This is a genomic window from Lysobacter sp. Soil_N_23 (assembly GCF_057656135.1).
Genome location: NZ_JBDGKY010000018.1, coordinates 26,764 through 47,870, shown reverse-complemented (window position 1 = coordinate 47,870; position 21,107 = coordinate 26,764). Strand labels below are relative to the sequence as shown.

The window sequence follows — 21,107 nt, the reverse complement described above, 5'->3', positions numbered from 1 at the left end:
CGGTTCACCGGGCAAGAACGCGTAGCGTTCTACGCAGACGGCATCTCCATCAGCTGCAGCTGCAGGTCGTGGAGGATCTCGGCGTCTCCGGGCAGCCACTGCTCGTCTTCGTTGCCACGGTAGTGACGGTGGAACGCGCGCACCGCCGCTGCCGGATCGCGCAGGTCGTAGCCGACCAGGCGCAAGGCCGCCCACGGATCGAAGCCGGCCGGGGCCGGGGCCAGTGGTGTTCGCGGCCACAGGCCATAGCCGGCGTCGGCCAGGCGCTGCCACGGGAACAGCGGGCTGGGATCGCGCTTTCGCGTCGGCGCGATGTCGCCGTGACCGATGACGAGGTGGCGCGGAATGTCCAGGCGCGATGTGATGTCGCCCAGCAACCGCAGCAGCGTGTCGATCTGGGCGGTGCTGAACGGTGCGACGCCGTCGTTGTCCAGTTCGATGCCGATCGTGCCGGAGTTGAGATCGGCCACGCCGCCCCAGCGCGAGGCGCCGGCATGCCAGGCGCGATCGGACTCGGCCACCAGCTGGTACAGGCGACCGTCCTTTCCGATCAGGTAATGGGCACTCACGCGGCCGGTGGAGTTGCGGGTCTGCAGGGTCAGCAGCGCCGCCTCCGCCGATTCCATCTCGGTCTGGTGGATGATGATCATCTGCGCGCTGCGGGCGTTGTAGTTGAGCGATGGACGCCACTCGGCCAACGGGTTGCGCGCGGCCGGCGGCGCGCTCGCGCAACCGACGGCCATCAAGGCAATGGCCAGTACTGCGATGCTTGCCTTCATCCGGATCTCCGTTGCGATCACTTCAATTCGACTGCGTCAATTCGACTGCGTGATCATCCGCGTCGGGCTCGAGGAAACGCAAGAGCGCCTGCGCTTCGGCTGCGATCTCATTGCGCGTGCCGGCATCGAAGCGGTCGAACATCCGCACCTGGAGGCTGGCCCGGCCCTTGTCGCGGGCAAGTGACCAGCCGGCGCGGACGAAGCCGTCGACCAGCACCGCGCGCAGGCGCCGACCGTTCGCCGACTGGGTGAAGTGGTGGTTGTGCTGCGGCAGGATGATGCGGGCGCGGTCGTCGTGGGACAGGAAGACGTTGTCGTACTCGGGCAGGAAGCGCACCGGCGCCGGCGTTTCCGCGCGCGGCCCGGCGGCATCGGGCAGATCGTACAGCTCGCGACCGGCCTCGTCGCGGAACACGCGCAGCTGCGGACGCAGCGACGCGAGCACCGGCCTGATGCCGCGCAGCGCCGACCAACTGCGCAGGTCGGCGGAGCTGGCCGGGCCGATCGCGGCGATGCCATGCAACAGCAGCTCGGCGATGCCGGCAGGCGTCAGTGGCTGCTGCAGCCATTGCTCGACCGGCGCGAAGCGCGGCGGCCGCGAGTAGCCCCAGCGGTCGTCGCTCGGCACGATCGCCAGTGGCACGCGCGTGCGCACCCAGTGACCGAGACCGGCCTTGTCGGCATCGGGGAAGTGCACCAGCAAGGCGGCACCGAGTTCCTGCGCGCTCATCGCCCGTTCGGCCATCAGCGCGCGCGCGAGCGGCTCGATCCGGTCGGGATCGAAGCCGCCACTGATCGACCGCCAGTGCGCGGTCTCCAGTTCGCGATCGATCACCTGCTGCAGCAACGGGCGAAACGCAAGGAAGTCGGCGCTGGCGACGGTGTGGATGGTCGAGCGCAGGTAGCTTCCGCGCACGATCTCGCGGCGCTGCGCGGCTGCGTGCAGCTTCTCGCTGGTGAAACCGGTCAGGCGCGACCACAGCGCCACGTACGGATCCCGCGGCTCCTGCGACTGCACTCCGCCGACGCGATGGAGCAGGTCGGCAATGGCGAGGCGCTGGCGTTTGAGCAATCCCTGCCTCGCCAGCAGGGCACGATTGAGTGCGCGGTTACTCAGCAGTTTTATCGCCATCAGGTCGGTTCCATTGCCGGTGGCGGTGGCGGGTCGAGGGATTGTTTCACAGGTGCCTTTCACGGCATCTGGACGCGTGTCCGACCCCGGCCTGGTCGTGTCGCGAGCGTGAATGCCGGTCGTTATCCTCCCGCGCTCGGGACACAGGGGCGCACGGAAGCGGGATGGAGATGCTGATTGCCGCGCTGCATGAGGCGGCCGCACACAAGATGCTGGTCACGATGCTGATGGTGGGGGCAGTTACGTCACTGGTCGTGCTGATCGAGCCGCGCGGTGTGTGGTTGCCAGTGTTGGCAGCGATGACGCTGCTGGCGGTGGCCAACCTGTTTTTCGGGCATCGCCTGGTGGGCGCACTGCTGGCGCGCCACGGCGTGGCCGAGATCGCAACGATCGTGGCGGAGGAGGACACCAGGAGCCGCTACCACCTTCGTTGCTTCGAACTGGCACATGTAATGCATGGGTCGCGACGCAGGCACCGCTTCGCCCAGGGTCCGGCGGACCCTGGCCACGCCTACTCCGACGCACAGGCCGCCTACGAGTCGGCCGGATGCACCGGCCACGCCGTCAGCGCGGAACACGATGTCGCGCGCAATGGCCGGGGCTCACCGCGGCAGGTCGAGACGGCACGGTGACATCGGGTGGCGCATCGCCGCGGGCAGCGGCGATGCGCCGTCTACAGACGCTCACCCGATCCAGCGTCGCGCCGCAGCCTTGCGCGCATACGACAGCAGGAACAGCGCGATGACCAGGATCAGGGCCGGCATCGCCAGGCTCATCGGACCCATCAGCTTCCATGCCGGGGTCACGATGAAGGCTCCGGCGATCTGCACGACCAGGGCGACCAGCGACAGCTGGAACAGGGTTACCGCCCAGCGCTTCTTCAGCAGCAGGCCGATCGCGCCGAGTGCGCCGGCGAACACGGCCACGCCATAGGCGGCGTTGAGCCATGAAGGCGTTGCCTCGAGGATCTGGCGCTGCTCGGCGGGCATCGCCGCCAGCTGCTCGGGAGTCGCGGCCATCTGCAGGTAGAACATGCAGACGCCGATGAGGTTCCAGACCAGCGCCAGCGTGGCGATGATCCAGAAACTGGTGGGACGCGACGACGCGACAACGGTGGTCATGTTTGTCTCTCCTCCCCAAGGGCGGATGCCCGGCGGCAAGACTACCCGGCTGCGGGATTGCGTGTTGCCGCACTGCGACATGAGCCCCGCCCGGCAGCCCGGGCGAGAGCCAGATGCTCACTAGAGCCTGCTCAGCTAGAGCCCGCTCAGCTGGAGCCCGCTCAGCTCTTGCGGAGGGCGTGGCCGCCGAACTCGTTGCGCATTGCCGCCAGCAACTTGTCGGCGAAGGAGTCGTCCTCGCGCGAGCGCAACCGCTCCAGCAGCGACAGCGTGATCACCGGCGCCGACACATCCAGATCGATGGCCTCGGCCACGGTCCAGCGCCCCTCGCCCGAGTCGGCGACGAAGGGCGCGATGCCGTCCAGTTGCGGGTTGCGCTCCAGCGCACCCGCGCTGAGGTCGAGCAGCCACGAGCGGACCACGCTGCCGTGGCGCCAGATCTGCGCCACCTGCCCCAGGTCGAGGCCGAAGTCGGCCTTGCGCTGCATGATCGCGAAGCCTTCGGCGTAGGCCTGCATCATTCCGTACTCGATGCCGTTGTGGACCATCTTGGCGAAGTGGCCGGCACCGCTGGGTCCGACCCGCCCCCAGCCGCTGTCGGGCGTGGGCGCCAGCGCGCTGAATATCGGCCGCAGGCGCTCGACCGCCGCCTCGTCGCCGCCGATCATCAGGCTGTAGCCCTCGGCCAGGCCCCAGACGCCACCGCTGGTTCCGCAGTCGACCCAGGCGATGCCATGTTCGGCCAGCCGCTGCGCACGCCGCATCGAATCCTTGTAGTTGGAATTTCCGCCATCGACGATCGTGTCGCCGGCGCTGAGCTGCGGCAGCAGTTCATCGATGCTGCGATCGACCGGGTCGCCGGCCGGCACCATCAGCCACAGCGCGCGTGGCGACGGCAGCGCGGCGATCAGTTCCGCCTGCGACGCCACCGCTTCGATGCCGCGCGTGGCGGCCTGCTCGCGCGCTGACGCGCCAGGGTCGAAGCCCACGACGCGATGGCCGTTGCGCACCAGCCGTTCGGCCATGTTGGCGCCCATCCGGCCCAAACCGATCATGCCAAGTTCCATGCAGCCTCCTCGCCTGTGGGGTCGCGCTGGCGACGCGACAGCATCGCGCAGGCAGCCGTGCAGGGGAAGCGTGCTTGTAGCGTGCGGGTTGGTGATCACGGACCCGATCGACCGGGCTCGCGGTCACCCAGGTCAGGTGCCGGCGCAACGGCCGAAGCGCGATTTCATCGCCGGACCGCCGACCACCGCGGCAGCGCTGGGTACGTAGCCTTCCAATGGCACATACGTGCCCTTGGCGTCCTCGAACACATACAGCGAGAAGTCGTCGCCGATGAATTCGACCTTGTAACCCTCAGGAACGGCCGAAGTCGGCGCGCCGCCAAAGCTGGTGTAGGAGTCCATGCGCGCCGGCGTGCTCACGCGCTTGCCGCTGGCGCTGATCTGCAGGCCGTCGGCGGCGATGCGCACCTGCGGCGCGGCGGCGTTGCCACAATCGGGCGAATAGGTGCCGCCGTACAGCTTCAGCGACTCCGGTCGCAGGTCCTGCGCGATCGCCGTCATTGGCGTGGTCGGCGTTGCCGCGGCTGCCAGGACCACGGCGAGACACATTCCCTGAGTGCGCATGGTTCCGCTCCGGTTCCCTGTGTCCGGAACAACGCGCCCCGCCCCGCGTGCAGGCCAGCCAGAAGGTTCTTCTCCCAGCTGAGCGGCTGCCAGTTGGCCGCTGTGGTTAGCGAGGCGAACGAAGCACAGTGCATCGACGTGCCGAAGCGTCGTCCGCCGGGCCGGGGATTGCGGAGCAGCGGGCCATGGATGGCCCGCGCCCCGCCTTCGGACAGGATGTCCGACGAAGGGGCGGAGCAATCCCCGGCCCGGCGGACGACGCCGCAACGCAGACGCAAGCCCGACACGCACACGCAACAGCAACAGCAACAGCAACAGCACCAGCAGGTCCCTCGCTGCGTTCGGGACGACAGATGGCTCGCTCAGCGTGGTCCTAGGTGCGCGGCACGACCGCCAGAGTCAGGCGCGAGATGCAGACCAGGCGGCCGCGCTCGTCTTCGATGCGGATGTCCCAGACCTGGGTGCGTGCGCCGACGTGGATCGGGCGGGCGGTGCCGGTGACCACGCCATCGCGCGCGGCGCGCAGATGGTTGGCGTTGATCTCGATGCCGACGCAGACCTCGTCGCTACCGACGCACAGGTTGCCGGCGCTGCTGCCCAGGGTCTCGGCCAGCAGGACCGACGCACCGCCGTGCAGCAGCCCATAGGGCTGGCGGGTGCGCTCGTCGACCGGCATGGTGCCGCGGACGAAGTCGGGGCCTATTTCGGTGAAGACGATTCCCAGCGGTTCCATCGCGGTGCCCCTGGACAGCGCGTTGAGGTCGGCCAGATCGGGGATTCCGCGGAACGGCGAGCGTTGCGGCGCGGGGGTGGTGTCGTCGCTCATTTCGCCACCTTAGCCCAGCGTGGGCGCTGGCTGCCAGCCATTGCGGCGGCTCAGGAGAGAGGAGCGGACAGCAGAGTTACCGAGAAAAAAATTGGCCCGGAGGACGGCGCGTCGCCACGGAGAGAGTCCGACGTGCCGGCCCCGGGCCAGGGGGAAGCGAGAGATGACTTGTATGGAGCGGTGGTGTTACTGATGTTTCGGGTGGAGCTACTGCTGCTGCGACAGCGTCATTCGATACGTTCATTCGTTGTGTTCTTCGCTCGGATCACGCGCAGCGGAAGCGCGGCTGCATCCAGTCCTGGGCGTAGCTGCGGTTGCTGGCATAACCGCTGCTGTTGCCGTAGCCGACGCCGAAGTCACGCTCGCGGTGAACATGGCGCTGCGGCATCGGAACAACGTTCGAGCGCGGAGCGGAGACGGGGACGGGAACGGTCGGGGTGCGGGTGAAGGCGTTCATGGCGTGTTCCTGGCGAAGAGGTCTTGCGGTGTGGCGAGTAGCGGTTCAGGCGCAACGGAAGCGCGTCGGGCCCCACTCGGAGGTGTAGCGGCGATTGCTGGCGTAGCCACTGCTGTTGCCGTAGCCGATGCCGAAATCGCGTTCGCGATGCGGGCGGGCCGGGGCGGCATTGAGCAGGTTGGCGGTCAGGCGGGCCGGAGCTACCGGCTTGGCAAACAGGGCGGAGAGGCGGATGGCGTTCATGGCGGTGTCCTTTGTCAGCGGGGGAGTGACTTAGTGTGTTGGTAGACTACAACACCAGATCTATTCCGCCATGGGCCAGAAGTCACCCCACCGAAGACCTACCTGGTGAAGCGGGACCGCATCCGGAACTTGCTGATATAGATAGCTATTTCGAGCGAACCGTTGCCATGACTGATGGCAGGGGTGAGCGCTCGCGGTCACGCTGACGGCCCGAAGACCCCCGATCCGGGCCAACGGGGACAGTGACGAGCGTCACGGTCAGCAGGATGAACGGGGCGCTGCGGGCGGGGGGCGAAGTGGCCAGTGCGCGAAATGGGGCCGGCTGTCGTCCCGAGCGCAGCGAGGGACCTGCTTTCCGAGGGGCGCTGAGCGCTTCAACAGCAGGTCCCTCGCTGCGCTCGGGACGACAGGGCCTCAGAGAATCGGGGCCAGCCCCGCGCCGAACGCGGTGAAGATCCGCGTCGTGATGCCCTTCAGCCCCAGCGCCACTTCCGGGAAGTCCCCGACCGGCGTGTAGCAGGCGCGAAAGCCCGGATCGCTCGGCAACAACGGCTGCGGGCACTCCGGTCCGGGCACGAACTCGTAGCTGGTGGCATAGCGCATCGGCCACAGGTCGAAGATCGGCATGGCCTCGAACATCTTGCCGATCGAGTAATCCAGGCCCGAGAACACCGGCGGCTTGTCGCGGCGCGCGATCACCCACGAGTTGGCCGGCTCCATGTCGCGACGGATGCTGCGCGCCAACGCCTGGGCGAACGCCGGATCCTCGATCACCACCGCACTCTCGGTGTTGTAGTGGTCGCCGCGCGGATCGAAATTGTGCGTTCCGACCACGCCGATCCTCTCGTCGATCACCATCGACTTGGCATGCATGCCGATGCGCACGCCGGCGCGTTCCAGCGGCACCGGCTGGTTGGCCTTGCGCGAGCCATAGCGCAGCGCGGTGTACTCGCGCGACAGCGCGCGCCGGTACTGCTGGCGTTCGATCGCGCTGCGACGGTCGTAACGCTCGCGCAGCTCGCGGTGCACCTGCTGCGGCGTCGCCGTTTCGCTCTCTGGCGGCCCGGGTTCGATGCCTTCGCCGGCAAGCGCGGGCTCGAGCGACGCCGGGTCGGCGTCCGGGCTGTCGAGGCCAGCGCTGTCAAGGCCCGGGCCGTCGGGGATTGCTTCGCTGTCGGCGCTGCCGGCGTCGTCGAATGCCGGCAAGGTCGCGCCGGTGGTGGCGACATCGATCGGCGCATCGCGCGGAAAGGGCTTGTACTCGAAGATGTTGAAGCCGAATTCGCGCAGGTAGCGCCGCTTGTACTTGTACGACAAGGCGTAGGCGATGAAGGCGTCGGTCGCGGCCAGGCTGTTGGTCGAGACGATCACGCGCGGCCGCTGCTCGCGCGGACGCTGGTGCAGTTGGCGGAACATCTCCTGCGCCGCGTCCGACAGCACCAGGTAGGGTGTCTGCAGCAGCACTTCCTTGTGCGCCGATTCGATCAGCTCGCGCAGCGATCCCGATGCCACCGCCTGCTGGTCGGCGCCATTGCTGTGGTGTTTTTCCGGGGTATCGGAGATGTAACGCACGTCGCCGACCAGTAGTGCCTGCTGGGCGAGGCGTTGTTCGACCAGGGCGGTGTCGGCGGCATCGCGCTGCATCGCCTGCGCACGTTGCGGCCGCTCGTACACCGCCGCCGGCAACGGCGGCACGCCGCCATGGAGCAGTCGATGGCCGACATCGTTGAGGCGCTCGACCGGGACACTGCGGCGGTCGTTCCAGAACAGCGAGAAGTCCTCGCCCATCACGTGCGCAACCGGGCCGGCGACGAGCAGGTCGCGGTCGCGGAAGTTGTACTCGTCGTCCCAGTCGTAATAGTCGTCCTGGTAGTTGCGACCGCCGGTGATGCCGACGGCGCCGTCGATCAGCAGCAACTTGGTGTGCATGCGCTGGTTGAGCTTGTTCCAGCAGCATGCGGCCGCCAGGGCGTACTGCGGGTAACTGGTCTGGGCGCGGCCGAGCACCGGGCTGTACAGGCGCAACTCGAAGTTGGCGTGGGCGGCGGCCAGCGCCGCCAGCGTGTCGACATGCCTGAGCGCCGACAACTGGTCGATCAGCACGCGCACGCGCACGCCGCGGCGCGCGGCGGCCAGCAGTTCGTCCATCACCAGCCGGCCGGCATCGTCCTCGTCGAAGATGTAGGTCTGCAGGTCGATCGCGGTGGTGGCGCTGCGGATCAGGTTGATGCGCGCCAGCAATGCATCCGGGCCGACATCGAGGATCAGCGCGTAATGGCGCGGCGCCTGCGCGGTCGATCCGGCGAAGGCGCGCGAGGCCAGCTGGCGCAGCGGCGAGGCTTGCGCACAGGCGTCGTCGCGGACGCAATCGAGACGGGTCGGCCGCGCTGCCACGACCATCGCGCTGGCGCGGTCGCGCTCGGCATTGGACAGCGAGGCGCAGCCGGACACCGCCAGCGCCAATGCGACCGCCGTCCACCGCAGGTGCCTGGGCATCACCTGGCCTCGATCACGCGCACGCGCATGGTGAAGCGGACCCGGTCGGTAAGGGCCAGTTGCCAGCCATCGAGACCGTAGTCAGCGCGGCTGATGCTGCCGCTGGCGACGACTTCGCAGTCCTTGCCCGGCCGGTCGCACGTCGCCGGCGCCAGGTAGAACGACTCGATGCGGCTGACGCCGTGCATCGTCAGCCGTCCGCGCATGCGGCCACCGGAATGGATCAGCAGCTCCGGATGCGGGTCGGATTCGAACTCGATCAACGGATAGCGTTCCGCATCGAAGAAGCCAGGACCGCGCGCCATCTGGGTGTAGCGTTCGGACCCGCCGACGACGACTCCGGCAGTGCGCAGGACGATGCGGACCAGGTGGCGCCCGTCCGGCAACTGCGTCACTTCGCCCTCATACTGCGGGAACACGCCGACCACGCGCTGGCCCCAGCGGGTGCGCAGCTCGAAACCAAAGCGCGTGTAATGCGGATCGAACGCTTGCAGCGTCGCTGCCGCGGGCGCGGCAGACGGTGCAGGCGCCGCCGCCTGGCGGGCCAGCACAGGCCAACCCGACAACAGGCACGACATCAGCACGCAGGACAACAGCGCCACCCGGGCGCATCGCGAACTCGTCGTCACGGCCACCAGAAAGCGCTGAGCTGGGCCACTCCCGGTTCCAGGCTGGTCTCGGTCGGCACGCTCAGCACCGCGATGCCGCCCGGCGGCATGCCGCGGTAATCGCCGGACTGGCCGCTGTGCAGCAGCGCGGCCAGGCGTTCCAGCCCGGGGTTGTGGCCGACCACCATCAAGCGCTCGGACTCGCCGTGGGCATCGGCCAGGGCGATCAGCGTGCCCGGGGTCGCCTCGTAGATCGACGGTTCGATGCGCTGGTCGACATAACCGATCGCGCCCAGCACCGCTTCCAGGGTTTCGCGGGTACGCCGCGAAGGCGAACACAGCACGCAGTCGGGCACCAGCTTGTTGGCCGCCAGCCAGCGGCCGGCCGCTTCGGCCTCGGCCAGCCCTTCGGCCGACAGGGGGCGGTCCAGGTCGGCCTGGCCGTTACCGGCAGGTTCGGCGTGGGCATGGCGCAGCAGGATCAATTCACGCATTCGCGTCGCTACCTTTTCGCGTCTGGACCGAGGAATCGGATGAAGATCGAGCGTGCATTATCCTCGACCGGCGTGATGTCGAACTGATCAACTTTCTCCTCACGCCTTCTTCAACCACTTCAGCAAAGGCTGCCAGTCGTCCTGGTGCTCGCGCACTTGCGCGGAGTGGTAGTCGAACAGACTCTTGCCCAGGCCGGTCAGGACCACGTAGGCCTGGCTGTCGCGAAGCTGCGCCACCACCGGGTACGGCCAGGCGGCAAGCAGCTCGAGCGCCTGCTGCGAGGCATTGGTCCACGGCTTGATCTTGTTGCCGACCAGGCCCACGCGCAGCGAACCCTTGCGCACCCGCGGGTGCCGGGCCAGCGAGTCCAGGAACGGCACGGTTGCCTCGATATCCAGCGCCGAGGGCTGCACCGGGACGATCACGGCATCGGCCTGGTCGAGGAAGCTGTCAAGATCGTCTGCCATCGCGCCGGCAGGTGCGTCGATCACCAGGCGCTGGGTGTCATCGGGCAGATGCTTGCGCCAGGCCTTGCGGCGGGTGCCGTCGAGCGGCAGCACGGCACTGTCGAGCAATGCGCGGCGTTGCGCCCAACGGGTCGAGGATTCCTGTGGGTCGGCATCGACCAGCGCGGTACGCAGGCCGTCGATGGCCGATTGCGCGGCGATATGGGTGGCGATCGTGGTCTTGCCGACGCCACCCTTGGAACTGGCCACCAGCACGGTCTTCATGCGAACTCCCTCTGGATGGAAGCCGCAGCGTACACCGGGGCCCGGGGCGCGACCATCGCGTCGACGGCCCGGGCAGGGTCAGCTCCCCCACTGCGCCCACAAAGGCAGGGTCAGCAGGGACAGCAATACGCCATAGCCGACCATCGCCGCGGCCAGGCGCGGCGCCAGGCCGTGGCCGATGGCGAGGGCACCGGCGGTGACCATCGGCGGCATCGCCGACTCCAGGACGGTGGCACGCGCCATTTCGCCCTGCAGCCCGAGCAGCGGCACCAGCAGCGCCGCCAGTGCCGGCATCAGCGCCAGCTTCAGCGCCAGCCCGGCGGCCAGCGGCTTGAGTTCGTCGCGCGGCAGGGTCAGGCGGACCGACAAGCCGATGGTCAGCATCGCCAGCGGCAACAGCGCTTCGGACAGCCGCTGCAGGCCGCCTTCGATCCAGCCCGGCGGGTGCTCGGGCATCACCGTGAAGCCGACCAGCAGCGCCCACAGCGGCGGGAACTTCAGCACCCGCAGCGCCATGTCGCGCGCACTGGGCGCGTGCTCGCCGCCGTAGTGCGCCAGCACCCACAGGCCGAAGGTCGACAGCATCAGGAACACGCCGAACTGGTCGTAGACCACCGCGTATGGCAGCGCGTGCTCGCCGATCAGCGCGCGCGTGAGCGGATAGCCGAGGAAGCTGGTGTTGCCCAGGGCGACGGTGAGCAGCAGCACGGCATGCTCGTCGCGGCGCAAGCGCAGCCAGCGCGACAGCAAACCCACCAGCAGCACGGTGGCCCCGAGCAGCAGCCACGGCACCGCGGCGACCGCGAGCAACGCCGGTTCCAGCTGCAGGCGTGGGGCATAGCGCAGCACCGCCGCCGGCAGGCAGACGTACAGCACCACCAGGTTCAGGGTCCGCCCCGCATCCGCCGGCAACGCGCGCAGGCGCTGGAAGACATAGCCCAGCACCAGCATCGCCAGGATCAGGGCGAAGGCGTCGAAGGCCATGTTCGGGTCCGTGCGGGGGAGTGGGCATGGTACTTCGGTGCTTCGCGCCCACGCTCAGGGCCGGTAATCCGCCAGTGCTGCCGCTATCATCAATCACCGACACGGACGCCCCGGAAAGCCACACGCGATGAGCGAACTGCAGGACCTGACCGCGCTGATCCGCGCAAACACTCCCCTGATCGTCATCGAGACCCGCGATGAGGCGCGCGTGGTCGAACTGTTCCGGCAAGCGCTGATGCAGGTGTGGCGCGCGCTGCACCGCTGGTCGATCACCGAGGGCCTGCGCCGGATCGACCTGGACAGGGAAGATCCGCCCGAGGTCGCGCCCGATGCGTCCACGACCCTGCATGCGATCCGCGATGCCACCCAACGCGGCATCTACGTGTTGCTCGATATCCATCCCTACCTGGGCTACGCCAGCACCCAGCGCCTGCTGCGCGACATCATCCAGCGCCGTGACTGCCAACCGCACGTGCTGGTGCTGGTCGGCCACAAGGTCGAACTGCCGCCGGAACTGGATGCATTGGCGGTGCGCTTCACGCCGCGCCTGCCCGACGCCAATGCCCTGCTCAAACTGGTGCGCGAGGAGGCGGAGGCCTACGCGCGCGAACACGGTGGGCGCCGGGTCGAGGTCGATGCGCAAACCGTGCAGCAGATCGTGCGCAACCTGCGCGGGCTCGACCCGATCGACGCGCGTCGCATCACCCGCCATCTGATCCACGACGACGGCGCGCTCGGCCCGGGCGATCTGCCGCAGCTGGCCAAGCTCAAGTTCGAGCTGCTCAACCGCAGCGGCCACCTGCACTACGAGTACGACAGCGCGCGCATGGACGAGGTCGCCGGTGCGCGCCGCTTCAAGCGCTGGATCGAGCAGCGCCGCGGCGTGTTCACCAGCGGTGAGGCGCCGCCCGGGCTCGATCCGCCCAAGGGCGTGCTGTTGCTGGGCGTACAGGGCTGCGGCAAGTCGATGCTGGCCAAGGCCGTCGCGGCCGGCTTCGGCGTGCCGCTGGTGCGGCTGGATTTCGGCACGCTCTACGACAAGTTCCATGGCGAGACCGAGAAGAACCTGCGCGCGGCATTGAGTTCGGCCGAGCAGCTCGAGCCGTGCGTGCTGTGGATCGACGAGATCGAGAAGGGACTGGCCGGCGACGGCGGCGACAGCGATGGCGGCGTCTCGCGCCGCGTGCTGGGCTACCTGCTGACCTGGATGGCCGAACGCAAGTCGCGGGTGTTCCTGGTCGCCACGGCCAACCAGATCGATGCGCTGCCGCCGGAGCTGCTGCGCAAGGGCCGCTTCGACGAGATCTTCTTCGTCGACCTGCCTGACGCGGCCGCGCGCGAGCAGCTGTTCGGCCTGCACCTGCGCCGGCGCGCGCTGGATCCGTCGAGCTTCGAGATGGCGTCGCTGGTCACGGCCAGCGACGGCTTTTCCGGCGCCGAGATCGAGCAGGCGATTGTCGCGGCCCTGTACGCGGCGCACGCGGCCCAGGCGCCACTGAACGACTTCACCCTGCGCGCCGAGCTCAAGCAGACCCGGCCGCTCTCGGTGCTGATGGCCGAGCAGGTGCAGTCGCTGCGCGAATGGGCCAACGGGCGGACGGTGCCGGCGGACTGACGGCTCGCCGGGCGGGCAAGGCAACGACCCGCCTCGGCCTCTCAGTAGCCTGCCGCCTGGCCGTCCTTGCGCGATTCGCTGGCGCCGACGTAGCCGCCGTTGGGATTGACCATGATCGCCTGGTAGCCGCCGTACGGCCCGTCGGCGAAGCGCACCGAGTGGCCCTTGCGCATCAGCGCGCGCACGGTCTCGTAGGAGTAGCCGGTCTCCAGATCGAGCTCGCCGCCGTCGCTCATCACCGTCGCCTGCCCGGTCGGCTCGGTGCTGCCGTCGTGCTGGATGCGCGGCGCATCGCCGGCTTCCTGCAGGTTCATGCCGAAGTCGATCAGGTTGAGCAGGATCTGCACGTGGCCCTGCGGCTGCATCGCCCCGCCCATCACGCCGAAGCTCAGCCACGGCTTGCCGGCCCTGGTCACGAACGCCGGAATGATGGTGTGGAACGGGCGCTTGCCCGGCTGGAACGAATTGGGGTGGCCTTCCTTGAGCACAAACTGCTCGCCGCGGTCCTGGAAGATGAAGCCCAGCCCCGGCGGTGCCATGCCGCTGCCCATGCCGCGGTAGTTGGACTGGATCAGCGAGACCATCATGCCGTCTGCATCGGCCACGGTCATGTAGATGGTGTCGCCTTCGTCGAGTTCCTTCGGCGTGGCCGGCTGCACTTCCTTGAGCGCCTTGTCCATCGAGATCAGCTTGCGGCGCTGGGCGGCGTAGTCCTTGGAGATCAGCTTCTTCACCGGCGCGGCGGCGAAGTCCGGATCGGCGTACCAGCGCGCGCGGTCGGCGAAGGCCAGCTTCTTGGCCTCGGCGAACAGGTGCACGTGCTCGGGGCTGCCGAAGCCGTACGACTTCAGGTCATAGGGCTCAAGCAGGTTGAGGATCTGCAGTGCGGCGATGCCCTGGCCGTTGGGCGGCAGTTCCCACACGTCATAACCGCGGTAGTCGGTGCTGACCGGCTCGACCCATTCGCCCTGGTGGGCGGCCATGTCCTCGTAGCTCAGGAAGCCGCCGTTGGCCTTGAAGTAGGCGTCGATGGTGCGGGCGATGTCGCCCTTGTAGAACGCGTCACGACCGCCCTGGGCGATCTTCTCAATGGTGTTGGCCAGGTTCGGGTTGCGCCACATCTCGCCGGTCTTCGGACCGCGCTTTCCGTCGACGGTGAACTGCTCGCTGAAGCCCGGCCACTTCGACAGCGTCGGCACGCTGCGCCCCCAGTAATAGGCGATCACTTCGTGGACCGGATGCCCTTCGCGGGCATAGCGGATCGCCGGCGCGAGGTCGTCGGCGATGGGCTTGCGACCGAAGCGGCCGTGCAGCGCGAACCAGGCATCGACCGTGCCGGGCACCGTCACCGGCAGCGGGCCATGCGGCGGGATGTCGGTCAGGCCGCGGCGCTGGAACTCGGCCAGGGTCAGCGACCTGGGCGAACGGCCGGAACCGTTGTAGCCGTACAACTTTTTGGTCTTGGGATCCCAGACGATCGCGAACAGGTCGCCACCGACGCCATTGCCGGTCGGCTCCATCAGGCCGAGTGCGGCATTGGCGGCGATGGCCGCGTCGACCGCGCTGCCGCCGGCCTTCATCACGTCCAGCGCGATCTGCGTCGCCAGCGGGTGCGACGTGGCCGCGATCGCATGCGGGGCGTAGACCTCGCTGCGCGTGGCGAAGGGCTTGCCGGTGATGCGGTCGGCGCACATGGCGGAGAAAGGGAGGCTCAGGAGGACAGCGATGAACAGCAGACGCATGCCGGGTGATCCGCATGGGAAAAACGCATCCTAGCGCGCGTCGCGGGGCTGGCGACCGTGCCGGCCTGGCCATTTGACGGCGATACGGGGCCGGATGGCGTGTTGCGAACCACTATGGCCCCGCAGCACGCGGGGCCACCCCATCAGGGCCAGGTCGGCGGATTGGCGGCCCAGGCCGCCTGCACTTCGGCCAGCGTCGCGCGCTCGTCGTCGCGCCACTCCGGCAACAGGCGCACGAACTGGCTCGCCGAGTTCCACTGCTGCGGTTCGGTGCGCACCGCGGCGGCATACCACTGCACGGCTTCGTCCTTGCGGTCCAGCGACCACAGCGCGATGGCGAACGTCGGCGGAATCCACGAGGCGGTCACGCTGCGCGCTTCCAGCAACGTGCGCCACTGCGCGAACGCGCCTTCGCTGTCGCCGGCGCGATACAGGTCCCAGCCATAGTTCCAGACCACCGACCGCCACATGCCGTCGTTGCGATCGATCACACGCAGCGCGCGCGTATAGAGCTGACGTCCGAGATCGGCGCGCCCGGCATCCATCGCCAGATGCGCAAGCTGTGCGACCTCGGCCTTGGCGCGCGGATTGCGCTCGACGGTCTTGGCGAGTTTTTCCATTGCCACGTCGCCGGTGTCGCGTACCGCCACCACCGGTTTGACGGTATTGGCATCGGCGGCGAAGTAGAACTCGGCCGGCTTGGGCAAGGTTTGCGCCGACACGGCGCCGGTGGCGGCCAACAAGGCCGTCATGAGTAGGCTTCGAGCAAGCATGTGTGGGGTCCCCTGTAACGAGCCAATCCTAACCCGCAAATGGCGCGGTGCGTCACGCTCGGCGTGTGCCATTCCGACGATTGGCCGCCCCCCGGCAAGCCGGCGGGCAGCACTGGCAAAGCTGTGGGAGGGGCTGCAGGACTCAGGGCAGCAGCGCGACCTCGTCCACGACCCACATCGGGTTGTACTCGCCCGAGGCGAAGATGAAGCACAGGTCGTGCTTGCCGGTGGTGGCCGGCAGGGTCGCCTGCAACGTGGTCAGGCCGTCGGACTTGCGCGCCGTGGCCAGCGGCAACGTCGCCACCGGCTCGCCTTCGCAACCGTCCAGCCGCACTTCCAGCGCGCCGCCGGGGATCCTGGCCGGACGCGTGACCACCTGCCTGGCATCGCGCCACAGCTGGAAGTTGTGCGGCAGCTGGCCAACCCTCACTTCCATATGGGTGATGCCGTCGAGGCTGGCGTCGTCGTAGATCCAGCACGGGTCGAACACGTCGGCCAGCACGAGGGCGCGCTCGCTGCCCTCGCCGGCGGCCGGCGCGTCGTCTTCCATGCGCAGGGTCAGGCCCTTCTTGCACGATTGCAGGGCATGGCTCCCGCGTGCGCGCAGGCTGCGCAGGTCGACGGCGAACTTGCGTGGAGCGGCCAGGGCGATGCCATCGACAAAGGCGTTGGCGGTGACGGTCGTCGGCAGGGCCAGGGTCAGCGGCTGGCTGTACACCGGCGACGCCGCCGTCGGTTCGCTGCCGTCGGTGGTGTAGCGGATCTCACCGAATTGGCTCTGGCTGGACAGCGTCAACGTGCCCTTGCCCTCGCCCTCGGTGGCGTGGGCCGCCGGGGCCGCGGCGAAACGCACGGCGAAGGCGCTGTCGGACGCCTGGAAGCCGCTGGCGCGATAGCGCGCCATGTCCGGCACCATGCGCTGCAGGAAGTCCTGCCAGTCGTGGCGGCTGGTCGGCGTCCACACGTTCTCGGCCAATGCCGCCACGCGCGGGAACGCCGCACGCTGCATGCGCTCGTTGGTCCGCTGGTGCTCGGTCCACAGGTTGGCCTGCGCGCCGAGCACGTGCTTTGCCTGCTCCGGATTGAGCTGCGCCGGCACGATGTCGTAGGCGTAGTAGTCCTTCAGCGTGAACACGTCCAGGCGGCCGGGATTTTCGTCTGCGGCGTCGCTCTGGATATGGTCGAGGTAGAGGTCCGGCGACGGTGCCAGCACCACGTCGTGGCCCGCGCGCGCCGCTTCGATCGCGCCGTCGGTGCCGCGCCACGACATCACCGTGGCATCGGCCGGCGGACCGCCTTCGAGGATCTCGTCCCAGCCGATCAGGCGGCGATCCTGGGTCTCGATGTAGCGGCCCAGGCGACCCATGAACCAGCTCTGCAGCTGCATCTCGTCCTTGAGCTTGAGTTCGCGCAGCTTGGCCTGCACGGCCGCGGACTGCTGCCACTGGTCCTTGGCTGCTTCGTCGCCGCCCAGGTGGATGTATTTGCCGGGGAACAACGTGATCACTTCGCCGAGCACGTTCTCCAGGAAGGTGAAGGTGCCGTCGTCGACGTTGAACAGCCAGGTGTGCACGCCCCAGTCGGGCGACACCGGCGGCGCCTTGCCGGTCACGCCGAGCTCGGGATACGCGGCGATGGCGGCCTGCGCATGGCCTGGCAGGTCGATCTCCGGAACGATGGTGATGTAGCGCTCGGCGGCGTACTTCACGACGTCGCGGATCTGGTCCTGGGTGTAGTAGCCGCAGTACGGCTTGGGCTCACCCTTGGCATCGCGTCCGGCAGCCCCGGCCGGGATGCGGCAGCCGCCGACCTGCGTCAGCTTCGGGTACTGCTTGATCTCGAGGCGCCAGCCCTGGTCGTCGGTGAGATGCCAGTGGAAGGTGTTGATCTTGTGCAGCGCCAGCTGGTCGAGCAGCGCCTTGACCTCGTCGGTGCTGCGGAAATGACGGGCGACGTCGAGCATCATGCCGCGCCATTGGAAGCGCGGTGCGTCCTCGATGCGCTGGGCGCTGATCGCGGCGCTGCCCTGCGCGCCATCGGCGGTGGCCAGCTGCCACAGCGTGACCGCGCCATAGAACAGGCCGGCCGGCGCACGGGCAGTGAGTTTGACGCCCTGGGCGGTGATGTCGAGCGTGTAGGCCTCGTCGCTTGGCAGTGCCGACTTGGCATCGATTGCGAAGGTGATGGCGGCGCCGGCGTCGTTGCCGACGGTAGGGGCGAAGCCGCGCGACTTGTGCACGCGCGCGGCGAAATCCTGGGCGATGCGCAGGGCTTCGGCGTTGTCGCCGATGACGGCGATACGCGCGTCGGACCCCAACTTGAACTGACCCTGCGTGACCTCGACCTTGGCCGGACGCGGGATGACAGGCGTGATCGCCGCGGCGGTAGCGGCAGCCACGGACGGCGCGGAAGTGCTGGTTATGGTGTCGGTTCGGGTCGCCGCGTCCTCGCGCTGGCAGCCGGCCAGTCCGATCGCCACGGTCGCGCCCGCCATTGCGGTCAGTATCGATTGCAGTTTCATCGGTCCTCTCTTTCCTCCAAGAGGCGGCGCCGATGTCGGGGCCGCCGCCGACAACAAGCGGGCCCGGCATGACCGGGCCCGCTGTTTTTACATCAATGACTGCCGTGTTGCCCGGGGCTACGCCCCGATCGGCAGTTGAGGCATCAGTAGTTGAAGCGAAGGTTCAGGTAGTACTGGCGGCCGTTCTCGTAGATCGAACGCGGACGATCCTTGTTCTCGGCGAAGTACTTGATCTTCGGGTTGTTGAGGTTCATCGCATCGAGCGACAAGGCCAGGTTGTCGTTGAACTTCCAGCCCACCGACGCCGACAGGGTGCCGATGGAGTCCTGCCAGAAGGCCGACGCACGATCCAGGCCGCTGAAGAACTCGTCGCGCCAGGTGTAGTTGACGCGGGCGTTGAACACTTCGTTCTCGAAGTAGGCACCGATGTTGAAGGTGTTCTCCGAGGTGCCCAGCATCGCGTCGGTCTCGACCGTGGCCGGGTTGCCGTCGTCAGGGTTGTCGGCTTCGCCATCGGCGTACGTGTAGTTGGCAAACATGCCGAAGTTGTCGTTCAACGGCTGCTCCCACGCCAGCTCGACGCCCTTCACCTTCGCGCTGGTGTTGACCGGTACCGCAAGGTCATACGGCACGTCGGCACCCTGCGGGTTCAGGTTGTCGATGGTGAAGAAGGTCTGGCGGACGTTGCCCAGCGACACGTAGTTGTCGATGTCCATGTAGAACACGCCGGCCGACACCAGCGAGCGCTCGCCGTAATACCACTCCCAGGTCGCGTCGAAGTTGGTCGACAGGATCGGCTCGAGGTTCGGGTTGCCGCCCGTGCCGGTACCCACGCCGCCGACGTTCGCCGGCGGGCTCAGGCTCACCGAGCCGGCCAGTGCCGAGAAGTCGGCGCGGGTCAGCGTCCGCGACAGGGCCAGGCGCAGCACGGTGTCGTCATTGACGTCGTACTTGAAGTTCGCGCTCGGCAGCCAGTCGTTGTACTCGTTCTTGGTGATGATCGGCTTGTATGGACCGAACGCCGAGGTGGTGATGGCCTCCGGATCCTCCGCGGTCGCCTGGACATAGTTCTTGACCTCTTCCTCGGTGCGCACGTAGCGGACACCGAAGTTGCCGGTCCAGCGCTCGCCGCGGAAGTTCAGCTGACCGTAGGCGGCGTCGCTGCGCTCCTTCAGGCCGTATGCTGCGTTGTAACGGAATCGGCTGATCGGGTCGCGGTTGCTGAAGTTGCTGCCGAACTGGTGCAGATCGTCCGCCGAGAAGTACCAGATGTCGCGCGGGAAGGTGCCGCCGAAACCGTCAGCGAAATCGCTGGGGTAGTCGCGGAAGCTCTGCGGCCAGTTGGCCGGATCGAATGCACCCGGGCCCGGGCCCTGGCCGGTGACCTGCGGCAGGTCGCGCTCGTGACGGGCGCTGCGGATACCGAAGTCGACCGAGGAGATGGCGCTGCCATCGACGAAGTAGGTGCCGTCGATCTGGCCCCAGTCTTCGCTGTCTTCCACGTCGATGTCGTTGTCGCCGAAGACCCAGTCGAGGCGGTAGTCGACATTGGCCACGCCAGGGACCGCGGTGTTGGCGGTGCCCAGGTTCCAGTCGGCCGCGCCGACGCCGTGGATGTTCCAGCCGGCGCCGGTATTGAGGCCGGTGTCGAACTCCATCACGTCCTGGGTCGGGGTCTTGCCGTGGCCTTCGGAGGTACCGGCCTGGGCCTTGAAGGTCAGCTTGTCGCTGACGTCCCACTTGCCATCGACGCTGAAGAACTCGGCAGAGGACTCCGAGTTCGGACGATTGATCATGTCGTAGATGCCGAAGGCATGATCCTCGCCCGGGGTCGCGGCGAACTGTGCGCCCACCAGGGTGTTGTTGCGCACGATGTAGCCCGGCAGCGGCACCTGGCCGATGTCGGCGCCGCCGGAGCCGTTGATGATGCGGCGGCCCCAAACCATGTAGTTGCGGTTGTAGTTGTCGGCCTCCATGTCGGAGCGGAAGTAGTTGGCCTCCAGCTCGACGCTGTCGCTGGGCTTCCACTGCGCCGAGAACATGCCGCCGGTGCGCTTGCGCTCCTGCTCGAACAGGGCCGAGCCGATCAGCACCGGGAAGTACACGCCGACCAGGTCCGGATGGGCGATGCCCGCGGCGGTACCGGCGCCGATCTGCTCATAGCCCAGCAGCTCCTGGCCGTCGCGGCGCAGGTGGCGCTCTTCACTGAACGCCTGCACGGTCAGGCCGAAGGTGCCGTCGCTGTTCTTCCAGTTGCCCAGGACCGAGATCTGCGGGTCGGTCTTGCTGGGCTGGTCGGCGTACACGGCGCCGACCGAACCGAAGATGCTGAAGCCTTCCTCGAAGTTGAGCGGGTTGCGGGTCTGGATGTCGACGCTGCCGACCGCGCCACCCTCGACCAGCTTGGCTTCGGAGGACTTGCGCACGACGACCTTGTCGACCAGTTCGGCCGGCAGCAGCGAATAGCTGACGCTGCGGCCGACGGTGCCGGTCTGGTTGAGCACGAACCAGTCACCGGAGGCAATGTTGTGGCCGTCGACCAGGGTCTGGGTCAGGCTCGGGCTGGTGCCGCGCATGGAGACGCGGTCGTTCTCGTCGAAGGCGCCTTCGTTGGCACTGGCCGCGCTGATGTTGACGCCGGGAATGCGCGCCAGCGAGTCGGCGACGTTCTTGTCGGGCATCTTGCCGATGTCTTCGGACGTGATGACCTCGACGCGGGTGACATCATCGCGCTTGGTCTGGAGCGACTGCTCGATCGCGCCGCGGATACCCTTGACGACGACCGTGTCGAGGTCCTTGGCTTCCTGCGACGAGGCGGCGGCCGGTGCGGCCGTGTCCTGCGCCATTGCGGTGCCGGCAAAGCCGAGCGCCGCGACGATACTCACCGATAGCATTGACTTGCGAAGTTTCATTGCTCTCCCTCCCACGGGCTGTGTGCGACTCCGCGATGCCG

The 21,107-nt window shown here is 68.0% G+C and carries 19 protein-coding genes; 2 read left to right on the top strand and 17 right to left on the bottom strand.

Annotation, left to right across the window (positions count from 1 at the left end; all coding sequences use genetic code 11):
• Positions 1–29: 29 nt before the first annotated feature.
• Together AC3A3X_RS13555 and AC3A3X_RS13550 are read right to left on the bottom strand one after the other, a co-directional pair.
• The gene (locus AC3A3X_RS13555) at positions 30–779 is read right to left on the bottom strand and encodes an N-acetylmuramoyl-L-alanine amidase (RefSeq protein WP_487583553.1); all 750 of its coding nucleotides are present in this window, start codon (positions 777–779) and stop codon (positions 30–32) included.
• A 22-nt stretch (positions 780–801) separates the two neighbouring features.
• Positions 802–1,911, bottom strand: coding sequence for a winged helix DNA-binding domain-containing protein (locus AC3A3X_RS13550; protein ID WP_487583552.1), 1,110 nt, complete (start codon positions 1,909–1,911; stop codon positions 802–804).
• Between the two features lie 164 nt (positions 1,912–2,075).
• On the opposite strand from AC3A3X_RS13550, the gene AC3A3X_RS13545 reads away from it, so the two are divergent.
• On the top strand, positions 2,076–2,543 hold the full coding sequence (locus AC3A3X_RS13545) for a hypothetical protein (RefSeq protein WP_487583551.1): 468 nt from the start codon (positions 2,076–2,078) through the stop codon (positions 2,541–2,543).
• A 51-nt stretch (positions 2,544–2,594) separates the two neighbouring features.
• On the opposite strand, the gene AC3A3X_RS13540 is transcribed toward AC3A3X_RS13545, so the two are convergent.
• The 11 genes from AC3A3X_RS13540 to AC3A3X_RS13490 all read right to left on the bottom strand — a co-directional run bounded on the left by AC3A3X_RS13540 (position 2,595) and on the right by AC3A3X_RS13490 (position 11,503).
• Positions 2,595–3,032, bottom strand: a complete 438-nt coding sequence (locus AC3A3X_RS13540; protein ID WP_487583550.1) for a hypothetical protein — start codon at positions 3,030–3,032, stop codon at positions 2,595–2,597.
• Positions 3,033–3,193: 161 nt separating this feature from the next.
• The gene (gene gnd / locus AC3A3X_RS13535; protein WP_487583549.1) at positions 3,194–4,099 is read right to left on the bottom strand and encodes a phosphogluconate dehydrogenase (NAD(+)-dependent, decarboxylating); all 906 of its coding nucleotides are present in this window, start codon (positions 4,097–4,099) and stop codon (positions 3,194–3,196) included.
• A 132-nt stretch (positions 4,100–4,231) separates the two neighbouring features.
• On the bottom strand, positions 4,232–4,663 hold the full coding sequence (locus AC3A3X_RS13530) for a hypothetical protein (protein WP_487583548.1): 432 nt from the start codon (positions 4,661–4,663) through the stop codon (positions 4,232–4,234).
• Positions 4,664–5,036: 373 nt separating this feature from the next.
• Positions 5,037–5,396, bottom strand: a complete 360-nt coding sequence (locus AC3A3X_RS13525; RefSeq protein WP_487583596.1) for a hotdog fold thioesterase — start codon at positions 5,394–5,396, stop codon at positions 5,037–5,039.
• A 358-nt stretch (positions 5,397–5,754) separates the two neighbouring features.
• Positions 5,755–5,946 carry a hypothetical protein gene (locus AC3A3X_RS13520; protein WP_487583547.1) on the bottom strand — a complete coding sequence of 64 codons (192 nt, stop codon included), beginning with the start codon at positions 5,944–5,946 and terminating at the stop codon, positions 5,755–5,757.
• A 45-nt stretch (positions 5,947–5,991) separates the two neighbouring features.
• Positions 5,992–6,189: a hypothetical protein gene (locus tag AC3A3X_RS13515; protein ID WP_487583546.1), complete on the bottom strand. Its 198-nt coding sequence runs from the start codon at positions 6,187–6,189 to the stop codon at positions 5,992–5,994.
• Positions 6,190–6,603: 414 nt separating this feature from the next.
• Positions 6,604–8,685 carry a phospholipase D family protein gene (locus AC3A3X_RS13510; RefSeq protein WP_487583545.1) on the bottom strand — a complete coding sequence of 694 codons (2,082 nt, stop codon included), beginning with the start codon at positions 8,683–8,685 and terminating at the stop codon, positions 6,604–6,606.
• Complete coding sequence (locus AC3A3X_RS13505; protein WP_487583544.1) at positions 8,685–9,287, bottom strand: YceI family protein; 603 nt, start codon at positions 9,285–9,287, stop codon at positions 8,685–8,687. The genes AC3A3X_RS13510 and AC3A3X_RS13505 overlap by 1 nt, the downstream gene beginning before the upstream one ends.
• A gap of 23 nt (positions 9,288–9,310) precedes the next feature.
• Positions 9,311–9,787, bottom strand: a complete 477-nt coding sequence (locus AC3A3X_RS13500) for a SixA phosphatase family protein (protein WP_487583543.1) — start codon at positions 9,785–9,787, stop codon at positions 9,311–9,313.
• Between the two features lie 99 nt (positions 9,788–9,886).
• Positions 9,887–10,519, bottom strand: coding sequence for a nucleotide-binding protein (locus AC3A3X_RS13495; protein ID WP_487583542.1), 633 nt, complete (start codon positions 10,517–10,519; stop codon positions 9,887–9,889).
• A gap of 78 nt (positions 10,520–10,597) precedes the next feature.
• Entirely contained in the window at positions 10,598–11,503 is a 906-nt protein-coding gene (locus tag AC3A3X_RS13490; protein WP_487583541.1) for an AEC family transporter, read from the bottom strand.
• 127 nt (positions 11,504–11,630) lie between these two features.
• On the opposite strand from AC3A3X_RS13490, the gene AC3A3X_RS13485 reads away from it, so the two are divergent.
• Positions 11,631–13,118: an AAA family ATPase gene (locus AC3A3X_RS13485; RefSeq protein WP_487583540.1), complete on the top strand. Its 1,488-nt coding sequence runs from the start codon at positions 11,631–11,633 to the stop codon at positions 13,116–13,118.
• Positions 13,119–13,159: 41 nt separating this feature from the next.
• Here the strand turns inward: AC3A3X_RS13485 and ggt are convergent, their stop codons facing one another.
• The 4 genes from ggt to AC3A3X_RS13465 all read right to left on the bottom strand — a co-directional run bounded on the left by ggt (position 13,160) and on the right by AC3A3X_RS13465 (position 21,048).
• The gene (gene ggt / locus AC3A3X_RS13480; RefSeq protein WP_487583539.1) at positions 13,160–14,860 is read right to left on the bottom strand and encodes a gamma-glutamyltransferase; all 1,701 of its coding nucleotides are present in this window, start codon (positions 14,858–14,860) and stop codon (positions 13,160–13,162) included.
• A gap of 143 nt (positions 14,861–15,003) precedes the next feature.
• Complete coding sequence (locus AC3A3X_RS13475; protein ID WP_487583538.1) at positions 15,004–15,612, bottom strand: tetratricopeptide repeat protein; 609 nt, start codon at positions 15,610–15,612, stop codon at positions 15,004–15,006.
• Positions 15,613–15,775: 163 nt separating this feature from the next.
• Positions 15,776–18,154, bottom strand: a complete 2,379-nt coding sequence (locus AC3A3X_RS13470) for a family 20 glycosylhydrolase (protein ID WP_487583537.1) — start codon at positions 18,152–18,154, stop codon at positions 15,776–15,778.
• Positions 18,155–18,297: 143 nt separating this feature from the next.
• Positions 18,298–21,048: a TonB-dependent receptor gene (locus AC3A3X_RS13465; RefSeq protein WP_487583595.1), complete on the bottom strand. Its 2,751-nt coding sequence runs from the start codon at positions 21,046–21,048 to the stop codon at positions 18,298–18,300.
• Positions 21,049–21,107: the final 59 nt, after the last annotated feature.